8 protein-coding genes are annotated in these 10,596 nt (G+C 71.0%); 6 read left to right on the forward strand and 2 right to left on the reverse strand.

Annotation, left to right across the window (positions count from 1 at the left end; genetic code table 11):
- The first annotated feature begins 6 nt into the window (after positions 1–6).
- The 5 genes from dut (at position 7) to dxs (ending at position 6,880) form a co-directional block, all read left to right on the forward strand.
- Positions 7–477, forward strand: coding sequence for a dUTP diphosphatase (gene dut / locus DW299_RS06515; protein ID WP_136033032.1), 471 nt, complete (start codon positions 7–9; stop codon positions 475–477).
- Positions 474–1,061, forward strand: a complete 588-nt coding sequence (locus DW299_RS06520; RefSeq protein ID WP_136033035.1) for a DUF3710 domain-containing protein — start codon at positions 474–476, stop codon at positions 1,059–1,061. The genes dut and DW299_RS06520 overlap by 4 nt, the downstream gene beginning before the upstream one ends.
- On the forward strand, positions 1,058–1,795 hold the full coding sequence (locus DW299_RS06525; RefSeq protein WP_136036098.1) for a DUF3159 domain-containing protein: 738 nt from the start codon (positions 1,058–1,060) through the stop codon (positions 1,793–1,795). Before DW299_RS06520 ends, DW299_RS06525 begins: the two co-directional genes overlap by 4 nt.
- A gap of 153 nt (positions 1,796–1,948) precedes the next feature.
- Positions 1,949–4,783 carry an aconitate hydratase gene (locus DW299_RS06530; RefSeq protein ID WP_136036099.1) on the forward strand — a complete coding sequence of 945 codons (2,835 nt, stop codon included), beginning with the start codon at positions 1,949–1,951 and terminating at the stop codon, positions 4,781–4,783.
- Positions 4,784–4,939: 156 nt separating this feature from the next.
- Positions 4,940–6,880 carry a 1-deoxy-D-xylulose-5-phosphate synthase gene (gene dxs, locus DW299_RS06535; RefSeq protein WP_136036100.1) on the forward strand — a complete coding sequence of 647 codons (1,941 nt, stop codon included), beginning with the start codon at positions 4,940–4,942 and terminating at the stop codon, positions 6,878–6,880.
- A 19-nt stretch (positions 6,881–6,899) separates the two neighbouring features.
- Here dxs and DW299_RS06540 read toward each other — a convergent pair whose 3' ends face one another.
- Positions 6,900–8,357, reverse strand: a complete 1,458-nt coding sequence (locus DW299_RS06540) for a glycerol-3-phosphate dehydrogenase/oxidase (protein WP_136036101.1) — start codon at positions 8,355–8,357, stop codon at positions 6,900–6,902.
- Positions 8,354–8,914: a TetR/AcrR family transcriptional regulator gene (locus DW299_RS06545; protein WP_206251198.1), complete on the reverse strand. Its 561-nt coding sequence runs from the start codon at positions 8,912–8,914 to the stop codon at positions 8,354–8,356. The genes DW299_RS06540 and DW299_RS06545 overlap by 4 nt, the downstream gene beginning before the upstream one ends.
- A 53-nt stretch (positions 8,915–8,967) precedes the next feature.
- On the opposite strand from DW299_RS06545, the gene DW299_RS06550 reads away from it, so the two are divergent.
- Complete coding sequence (locus DW299_RS06550; protein ID WP_240745331.1) at positions 8,968–10,596, forward strand: FAD-binding oxidoreductase; 1,629 nt, start codon at positions 8,968–8,970, stop codon at positions 10,594–10,596.

The following is a 10,596-nucleotide window of genomic DNA, read 5'->3' on the forward strand; positions in this document are numbered from 1 at the left end:
CATGGGGTGACCGATTCCGTTGATGTCCCCATTATCGCCGCAGTGGTCCCCGGCTATGCGCACCCGGGTGACGCGGGCGCCGATCTGGTCGCCGCGGAGGCCGTGCACCTGGAGCCGGGGGAGCGGGCTCTCGTCCCGACCGGCGTGCGCATCGCCCTCCCGGACGGCTACGCGGCCTTCGTCGTTCCGCGCAGTGGTCTCGCGGCGAAGCACGGGATCTCCATCGTCAATGCACCGGGCACCGTCGACGCCGGCTACCGGGGTGAGATCAAGGTGAGCCTGATCAACACGGACATCCACAGCGCGTACGATGTGGCCGTCGGCGATCGCATCGCCCAGCTCATCGTGATGCCCGTGACCCGCGCCCGGTTCCTGCCGGTCGAGGAGCTCCCGGACAGCGTCAGGGGCGACGGGGGATTCGGATCGACCGGCTACCAGGCACAGGCCACCGCGAACGAAGCAGGACAGGCGAGATGAGCGACAACAACGCGACCCCCTCCAAGTCGGCGCCGGAGAACCGCGCCACGGAGGGTCCTTTCGACGACTCCGAGGCGAACCCGGTCCGCCCGTACATCGACCTCGGCGGGATCAAGATCCTTCCGCGCGAGGGTCTGAACCTGCGCCTCGAGGTCGAGGAGCAGTCCAAGCGCATCGTCGCCGTCGGACTCGACTACGCGGAGTCCTCGTTGCAGGTGCAGCCGTTCGCGGCACCCCGATCGGGCGGTCTGTGGGACGAGACCCGCGTGCAGCTGCGTGATCAGGTGAAGGCGCAGGGCGGACGGGTCGAGGAGCGGGAGGGCCCGCTGGGCAAGGAGCTGCTCGCCGAGGTCCCGGCCACGGCGGCCGAGGGCTCCGGCCTGCGTCTGGCACGCTTCATCGGCATCGACGGCCCGCGGTGGTTCCTGCGCGGTGTGATCGGCGGGGCGGCGGCGTCCGATCCCGAGGCGGCCGCGAAGGTGGAGGACCTGTTCCGTTCCATCGTCGTCGTGCGTGGCGGCGCCCCCATGCCCCCGCGTGACCTCATCCCCCTGAAGATGCCGGCGACCCCGGGCTCGGCGTGAGCTCCCCGGTTCCCGAGGAGCCGGAGCGCCCGCAGACCGCGTCGGAGATCCTGGGTGCCGCGCTGGGGGGAGCGGCCAGGAAGGCGGGCCTCGATCCCGCGCAGAGCGCGAGCACGCACACGGTCGTGTGGTCGGCGATGGGCGGCTGGCGCGGCATCGTCGAATCGGTGCTCCCGAGCCTCGCGTTCGTCATCCTCTTCACCCTCCGCCCGCAGCCGCTGATTTTTCCGCTCGGCGTCTCCGTCGGGCTTGCCGCGATCTTCACGATCGTGCGCCTGGTGCAGAAGTCGCCACCGTCCGCGGCGCTCGGCGGCCTGATCGCCGCGGTCGCCGCCGCAGGACTGGCGCTCTGGACCGGGCGCGGCGAGGACAACTTCGTCCCCGGGCTCATCACCAACGCCGTGTACGGGTCGGCCATCCTCGTGTCGGCGCTCATCGGGTGGTCGGTCATCGGTCTGGCCGCCGGCTTCCTCATGGGCGAGGGCACCGCGTGGCGGACGGACCGCCGCAAGCGTCGCGCCTTCTTCTGGCTCGGCATCGCGTGGGCGGCCCTCTTCTTCGCGCGACTGGCCGTGCAGTTCCCCCTGTATCTCGCGGGCGACGTGACGGCGCTCGGAACGCTCAAGCTGGTGATGGGACTGCCGTTGTTCGCGCCGCTCATCGCGGTCACCTGGCTGGTGGTCCGTGCGCTGTATCCCCGCGCGCCTTCGCGCGAGGATGCCGCCGCGGCGTGATAGATTTATCTCGACATCAAGATAAATCGCAGGCTTTCGCCCACGCGTCGCGGGGAGCAGACTGGTTAGGTCCGCCTTCCTAGCCGCCGGGGTGCGCGGGCGAGCAAGATGGAGGCGCCTGTCGCTCCCATCCGAATAGAAGGAGACGGATTCGTGTCCACGGTGAACAGCTTCGGTGCCAAGAGCACCCTGACGGTCGGCAGCACCGACTACGAGATCTTCCGCATCGACACGGTGCCCGGTTTCGACAAGCTTCCCTTCAGCCTCAAGGTCCTGCTGGAGAACCTGCTTCGCACCGAGGATGGCGCGAACGTGACGAAGGCGCAGATCGAGGCGCTCGGCTCGTGGGATGCCACCGCCGAGCCGAACACCGAGATCCAGTTCACGCCGGCGCGCGTGGTCATGCAGGACTTCACCGGCGTGCCCTGCATCGTCGACCTCGCCACGATGCGCGAGGCAGTCACGGCGCTCGGCGGCGACGCCAACAAGATCAACCCCCTCTCGCCCGCCGAGATGGTGATCGACCACTCCGTCATCGCCGACCTCTTCGGGACCGAGAACGCGCTCGAGCGCAACGTCGAAATCGAGTACGAGCGCAACGGCGAGCGGTACCAGTTCCTGCGCTGGGGCCAGACGGCGTTCAGCGACTTCAAGGTCGTCCCGCCCGGCACCGGCATCGTCCACCAGGTGAACATCGAGCACCTGGCCAAGGTCATCTACGACCGCGAGGTCGGCGGCGTGCTGCGCGCGTACCCCGACACCTGCGTCGGCACCGATTCGCACACCACGATGGTGAACGGTCTCGGCGTGCTCGGCTGGGGCGTCGGCGGCATCGAGGCCGAGGCCGCGATGCTCGGCCAGCCCGTGTCGATGCTCATCCCGCGCGTCGTGGGCTTCAAGCTCTCGGGCGAGATCCCCGCCGGTGTGACCGCGACCGACGTCGTGCTCACCATCACCGACATGCTGCGCAAGCACGGCGTGGTCGGCAAGTTCGTCGAGTTCTACGGCGAGGGCGTCGCCTCGGTGCCGCTCGCGAACCGCGCCACGATCGGCAACATGTCGCCGGAGTTCGGCTCCACCGCCGCGATCTTCCCGATCGACGACGTCACGCTCGACTACCTGCGCCTCACCGGCCGCAGCGAGGAAGCCGTCGCGCTCGTCGAGGCGTACGCCAAGGAGCAGCAGCTCTGGCACGACGCGTCGCGCGAGCCCGTGTTCAGCGAGTACCTCGAGCTGGACCTCGGCACGGTCGTCCCGTCGATCGCCGGCCCGAAGCGTCCGCAGGACCGCATCCTGCTGTCCGAGGCCAAGTCGCAGTTCGAGCAGGACATCCTGGCCTACGCCTCGCCCTCGACCAGCGAGGACATCGTCGACCTCGAGTCGAAGCACTCGTTCCCCGCGTCCGACCCCGGGCAGGTCCCCGGCGAGGAGGAGCCGACCACGCGTCCGGTGCACATCAGCAGCGGCGCCCCGGTCAACGCCTCCAACCCGGTGCCGGTCACCACCCCGGACGGCGAGAAGTACATCCTCGACAACGGCGCTGTGACCCTCGCCGCCATCACGTCGTGCACGAACACGTCGAACCCGTCGGTCATGATCGCGGCCGGTCTGCTCGCACGCAAGGCGCGCGAGAAGGGCCTGAAGCAGAAGCCCTGGGTCAAGACGACGCTCGGCCCCGGCTCGAAGGTCGTCACCGACTACTACGAGAAGTCCGGCCTCGACAAGGATCTCGAGGGCCTCGGCTTCTACACCGTCGGCTACGGCTGCACGATCTGCATCGGAAACTCCGGCCCGCTGATCGAGGAGGTGTCGGAGGCGATCAACTCGCACGACCTCGCCGTGACGGCCGTCCTCTCCGGCAACCGCAACTTCGAGGGCCGGATCAGCCCCGACGTGAAGATGAACTACCTGGCCAGCCCGCCGCTGGTCATCGCGTACGCCCTCGCCGGATCGATGCACTTCGACTTCGACACCGACGCGCTGGGTCAGGACGCCGACGGCAACGACGTGTTCCTCAAGGACATCTGGCCGTCGCCGGAGGAGGTGCAGGAGATCGTCGACTCGTCGATCTCGCGCGACCAGTTCATCAAGCAGTACGCCACGGTGTTCGACGGCGACGAGCGCTGGCGCAACCTGCCGACGCCCGACGACGACACGTTCCAGTGGGACGAGAACTCGACCTACGTGCGCAAGGCGCCGTACTTCGACGGCATGACGATGGAGCTCACCCCGGTGCAGGACATCCAGGGCGCGCGCGTCATGGCGACCCTGGGCGACTCGGTCACGACCGATCACATCTCGCCCGCCGGCAACATCAAGCCGGGCACCCCGGCGGCGCAGTACCTCACCGAGCACGGCGTGGACCGCAAGGACTTCAACTCCTTCGGCTCGCGCCGAGGCAACCACGAGGTGATGATCCGCGGCACGTTCGCGAACATCCGCCTGAAGAACCTCATGGTCTCGGCCGTCAACGATGGTCAGGTCGTCGAGGGCGGGTTCACGCGCGACTTCACCCAGCCGGGCGGTCCGCAGTCGTACATCTACGACGCGTGCATGAACTACGCCGAGCAGGGCACCCCGCTCGTCGTGTTCGGCGGCAAGGAGTACGGCTCCGGCTCGTCGCGCGACTGGGCGGCCAAGGGCACGAGCCTGCTGGGCGTCAAGGCCGTGATCACGGAGAGCTTCGAGCGCATCCACCGCTCCAACCTCATCGGCATGGGCGTCGTCCCGCTGCAGTTCCCGGCGGGCGAGAGCTGGGAGTCGCTGGGCCTCGACGGCACCGAGATCGTCTCGATCACGGGCCTCGAGGAGCTCAACAACGGCGTCACCCCGAAGACGGTCAAGGTCACCGCCACCCCGAGCGAGCACTCGCCCGAGGGTAAGCAGCCGATCGAGTTCGACGCGGTCGTCCGCATCGACACCCCCGGTGAGGCGGACTACTACCGCAACGGCGGCATCCTGCAGTACGTGCTGCGCTCGCTCGTCTGACGCGTCTCACGGAGGGGCCCGGGTCTACGGACACGGGCCCCTTCGCCGTGTCAAGGGGGCGTCGTCCTCGGCGGCTTCTCCGACTCCGCGAGGTAGGATCGGTAGGCGCTCGCACCCGTGACGGGCGTCTCTGTCGAAGCCTGTGAGGAGGCGCAGATGCCCATTCTTCCGAGCATCTCTGGACCCCGCGACCTGGACCGCCTGTCGCCAGAGCAACTGGAAGAACTCGCCTCCGAGATCCGCACGTTCCTCGTCGAGAACGTCTCCCGTACCGGGGGCCACCTGGGGCCGAACCTCGGCGTCGTAGAGCTCACCATCGCCCTCCACCGCGTGTTCTCGTCTCCCGACGACCCCTTCATCTTCGACACCGGGCATCAGTCCTACGTGCACAAGCTGCTCACTGGGCGCCAGGACTTCTCCGGACTGCGCGTGCGCGGCGGTCTGGCCGGCTACCCGCAGCGCGGCGAGAGCCCCCACGACGTGGTCGAGTCCTCCCACGCCTCGAGCTCGCTGAGCTGGGCAGACGGCGTGTCCCGCGCCCTCACCGCGACCGGACGCGCCGACCGCCATGTGGTCGCGGTCGTGGGCGACGGTGCGCTCACCGGCGGCATGACCTGGGAGGCGCTGAACAACATCTCCGACGACAACGACCGCAACCTGGTGATCGTCGTCAACGACAACGGCCGCTCCTACGCACCCACGATCGGCGGGATGTCGCGGTACCTGAACCGGGTCCGCACGGCGGCCGCGTACAAGGACCTCCACCACAAGTCCGACCGTCTGTTCCGCGCGTTCGGCCCCGTCGGCAGGGCCGTGTTCCGTGGGGTGCGGGGTGGCACGCACGGCTTCCTCTCCCGCTTCACGAACAACGAGGCCCTCTACTCGAACCTCGACATCAAGTACCTCGGCCCGGTGGACGGCCACGACCTCCCGGCCCTGCTGGAGACCCTGGAGCTCGCGAAGTCGTACGGCGCGCCCGTCATCGTGCACGCCATCACCGAGAAGGGGCGCGGGTACCAGCCCGCGCGCGACGACGACGCCGATCAGTTCCACGCGGTCGGGCGCATCGACCCCACGACCGGGGAGACGCTGTCTTCCGGCGGGCGCGGATGGACCGACGTGTTCTCCGACGCGCTGGTCGACGTGGGCGAACGGCGCTCCGACGTGATCGCGATCACCGCGGCGATGCTGCGGCCGACCGGACTGGCCCCCTTCGCAGAGCGCTTCCCGGATCGGGTGTACGACGTGGGCATCGCCGAGCAGCACGCCGTGGCCTCGGCGGCCGGACTCGCCTACGGCGGACTGCACCCGGTGGTCGCGGTGTACGCGACCTTCATGGGCCGCGCCTTCGATCAGGTGCTCATGGACGTCGCGCTGCACCGTGCCGGCGTCACCTTCGTGCTCGACCGGGCCGGGGTCACCGGTCCCGACGGTCCGAGCCATCACGGCATGTGGGACCTCGCGATGCTGCAGATCGTGCCGCACATCCGCATCGCCGCGCCGCGCGACGGCGTGCGACTCACCGAGGCGCTGGACGAGGCGGTCGCCGTCGAGGACGCGCCCACCGTGATCCGGTTCCCGAAGGGGGAGGTCGCGCCCGACCTCCCGGCGATCGAGCGCCTCGCTGACGGCGTCGACGTGCTGGCCAGGGGGGAGAGCGAAGACGTGCTCATCGTCGCGATCGGCCCGTTCGCCGAGCTCGCCCTCGATGTGGCGGACCGCCTCCGCGCGCAGGGCATCGGTGCGACGGTGCTCGACCCGCGCTGGGCGATCCCGGTGCAGCCGTCGGTCGTCGAGCACGCCGCTCGTCATCGCCTGGTCATCACCCTGGAGGACGGCATCCGCGTCGGCGGCATCGGCACGCGCGTGCGCCAGGTGCTGCGCGAGGCCGGGATCGACACGGCCGTGGACGAGCTGGGGCTGCCCGACGAGTTCCTCGACCACGCGTCGCGCGACCAGATCCTCGCGGATGCGGGGCTCACCGCGTCGAAGATCGCCCAGGACGTGGTGGCGCAGGTGCTCGGGACGCGCATCCCCAAGGCGCGCCACGCGGGAGAGACCGGTACGATCGACCTCCCGCTGCACGAGCGCCACTGATCCGGGGCCCGCGGCGGGATCAGTCCAGATCGGCGAGGGTCTCCGTGACAATGTGCTCGACGGTCGGTCGTGCGCGCTCCGCGTCGGCGGCGACCAGCGCGAGGCGACTGCGTCGTTCCAGGACGTCGTCCGCGGTGAGCGCGCCCTCGCACCGCACGGCGAACTCGACCGCGGCGCGTGAGAGCGCGGGCGGATCCGACGTGTCGTCCGGTGCACCCCACCGCGCGCCCGTGTCCTCCACGAGCCGCAGAGCCGCGGTGCTGCTGGGCGGTGCGTCGATCCCGCGGTGACGCAGGGCGAGGTCGACCGCGTCCTCGGCCATCCGACGGTAGGTCGTGAGCTTCCCGCCGAGCACCGACACGAACCCGCCGGGAGAGATGTGCACCAGGTGCCGCCGGGACACGTCCGCGGACGACGCGGCGCCATTGTCCACCAGGGGCCGCAGCCCGGCGAACGCCCCGCGGACGTGGTCTCGCGTGAGGGGGATCGCCAGCAGTCGGTTCAGCGTGGCGAGCAGCGACGCGATCTCGGGCTCGGTGGGCGCGGCGACGCGCGGGACCGGCCCGGCGGCGTCCTCGTCGGTCAGTCCCACGATCACCCGCCCGTGGCGCTGCGGCAGCGCGAACACGTAGCGGCTGATCGAGCCCTCCCGGGGAACGGTCAACGCCGCGGTCGGGCGGCCCAGGTCGTCCGCGTCGAGCACGAGGTGCGTGCCGCGGCTCGGGCGCACGCGGATGCTGTCGTCGAGCGTTCCCGCCCAGACGCCGGTGGCGTTCACGACGGCCCGGGCGCGCAGCTCGAGCCGCTCGCCCGTGAGCGTGTCGACGACGGTCGCTCCACCGTCGTGCAGCTCCTCCGCCCGCACCCGTGTGAGGATGCGCGCGCCCCGCCCCGCCGCCGTCCGTGCGACAGCGACCACGAGCGCGGCGTCATCGACCAGCTGCCCGTCGAAGCCGAGCACGCCGCCGCGCAGGTCACGGCGACGCAGAGCGGGGAACAGCCGCTGGGCCTCGCGCGGCCCCACCAGTCGCGGCGGTGGCAGCACCCGACGCGGCGTCCTGGCGCGCAGTCGCAGCGCGTCGCCCATGGCCATGCCCATCGAACCGGCGGAGCGCTGGCGGAGCGTCACCCCGGCGGCGAACGGCAGCAGCTGCGGCAGCGGACGGATGAGGTGCGGCGCGATCACCGTCATCAGTAGATGTCGTTCGAGCGCACTCTCGTTCGCGGTGGCGACATCCCCGGTGGCGAGATAGCGCAGTCCGCCGTGTACCAGCTTCGAGCTGAAGCGGCTCGTGCCGAACGCGAGGTCTTCGGCCTCGATCAGTGTGACGCGGAGTCCGCGTGAGGCGGCGTCGAGAGCCGCACCGACGCCGGTGATGCCTCCGCCGACCACCAGTACGTCGCAGGTCTCCCCCGCTCCCGCGGCGAGATCGCGTCGGCGGCGGGCGGCGTGGAGGGCGGTGGCCGGGTCGGTCACGGTCGCAGGTGTCCGTCCACGGCGGCGCGGAGCTCGCGCTCCCACGCGTCCTCGTCGATCAGGTCGGCCACGGTCGCGTGCGACAGCACGGCCGACTGGGCGATCAGGAGCAGCATCACGGCGATCTCCTCGGGCGCTCCGGCCCGCACGGACCCGTGCTTCTGGCCCCGTCCGATGGCTGCGGCGAGCCAGCCGAGGATGAGCCGTTGGCTCGACCCGACGCGCTGCAGCGTGTAGCGCGTGAAGGCCTCCGGCTCCTCGTCGAGCAGCCGGGCGTAGACGTCGTCGGCGCGGAACAGGGCCGTGAACGTCAGGATGTCGTCGACCAGGGCGGCTCGGGTGTCCGCGACCGCGGAGAAGCGTCCGATGAGGGTTCCGACGCGCCGCAGCAGAGCGGCGCGCACCACGTCGTCGGCATCGCTCCAGGTGCGGTAGATCGTCGGACGGCTGAGTCCGGAGCGGCGCGCGAGCGCGGCGATCGTGACCCCGTGGATGCCGGTGCGCACGATGAGCTCGTCGGCCGCGTCGAGGACCCGCGTCTGCGTCGGTTCCCACACGGGTGGGACTCCGACAGGTTGACGTTCTTCCATGATGTGTCACACTGTAACGCATGCAGGACGAGATCGGCAGGGCCGCCGAACAGGAGCCCATGCGGTGGAACGGCTGGGGTGATCCGGCGAAGGCGAAGGAGCTTCCGCGCGCCGTGCGAGCCCTGATCCCGCTGCTGCTGGGGCGAGTGCGCCGCCCTGCGCCGCCGCCGTCGCTCGCGGAGGTGCGCGTCCGACCGAGCGCGCTCACCGACGACGACCGGGCGGCGTTCGCGGCCGTCGTCGGCGTCGACGGGGTGGACCACGCGGACGAGGCGAGGATCCGTCACGCCGGCGGGCGCTCCACCCCGGACCTGCTGCGGCGCCGCGAGCACGAGCAACGCGTGCCGGACGGGGTCGTGCTCCCCGCCGACCACGCTCAGGTCATGGCATGCCTCGCCGTGGCCGGGGAGCGCGACATCGCGGTGATCCCCTACGGCGGGGGCACGAGCGTGGTCGGCGCGCTCGATCCGGAGCGCGGACCCCACCGCGCCGTGATCAGCCTGGATCTGCGCCGCCTGCGCGGCCTGCTGCGCGTCGATGCGCTCAGCGGCGAGGCGGTGTTCGCGGCCGGGACCACCGGCCCCGACGCCGAGGCGCAGCTGGCAGCGCACGGGCTCGAGCTGGGACACTACCCGCAGAGCTTCCGCTATGCGACCATCGGCGGCTTCGCGGCCGCGCGTTCGTCGGGCCAGAACTCCGCAGGGTACGGACGCTTCGACACCATGGTCACCGGGCTCCGGGTCGCGACACCGACGGCCGACCTCGAGCTCGGCCGGGCTCCCGGATCCGCCGCGGGACCCGACCTGATCCGGCTGTTCCTGGGGTCGGAGGGCATCTTCGGCGTCATCACCGAGGTCCGCGTGCGCGTGCACCCCGTGCCGGCCGAGCGGGTGTTCGAGTCATGGTCGTTCCCCGACTTCGCGCACGGGGTCGACGGACTCCGCCGCGTCGCGCAGCACGGCGCGGGTCCCACCGTGATCCGTCTGTCCGACGAGGCCGAGACCGCCGTCGGTCTCGCGCAGGTCGGCCGGATCGGGAAGGCGATCGCGCGCGGCGCCAGCGTCGTGACCGTGTACGAGGGCGATGACATCGGCGCGCGGCGCGCCCGGACGACCGCGCTGCTGCGCGCGGCGGGCGGGACGTCGTCGGGCGCAGGGGATGCGGAGGAGTGGGCGGCCGGCCGATTCGACGGGCCCTACCTGCGCGACTCCCTGCTCGACGCCGGTGTGTTCTGCGAGACCCTCGAGACCGCCACCACCTGGACGGGGCTCGCGACGCTGAAGGCCGCGGTCGAGACCGCCCTGCGCGAGGGCTTCCGCGACGCGGGGGCCCGGTCGACCGTGATGTGCCACGTCTCGCACGTGTACCCCACGGGGGCGTCGCTGTACTTCACCGTCCTGGCCGGGATCCGCAGCGATCCGCTCCCGGTGTGGACGACCGTCAAGGCACGCGTGAACGACGCGATCCTCGCGCACGGGGGCACCATCAGCCACCATCACGCGGTCGGACGGGATCACGCGCCCTGGCTGGCGCAGGAGCTCGGACCGGCCGGGATGCGGATCCTCACGGCGATCAAGCGCGAGCTCGACCCGCAGGCGCTCCTGAACCCGGGCGCCGTGATCCCCGCTGCCCTCCCGGCGGGGGACTGA

This window comes from Microbacterium sp. K35 (genome assembly GCF_004794375.1).
In the GTDB taxonomy this organism is placed as follows: domain Bacteria; phylum Actinomycetota; class Actinomycetes; order Actinomycetales; family Microbacteriaceae; genus Microbacterium; species Microbacterium sufflavum.

Coding starts and splice junctions, on each gene's coding strand:
- DW299_RS06520 (WP_136033035.1), top strand. CDS start 474: ATGAGCGACAACAACGCGACCCCCTCCAAGTCGGCGCCGGAGAACCGC.
- dxs (WP_136036100.1), top strand. CDS start 4,940: ATGCCCATTCTTCCGAGCATCTCTGGACCCCGCGACCTGGACCGCCTG.
- DW299_RS06550 (WP_240745331.1), top strand. CDS start 8,968: ATGCAGGACGAGATCGGCAGGGCCGCCGAACAGGAGCCCATGCGGTGG.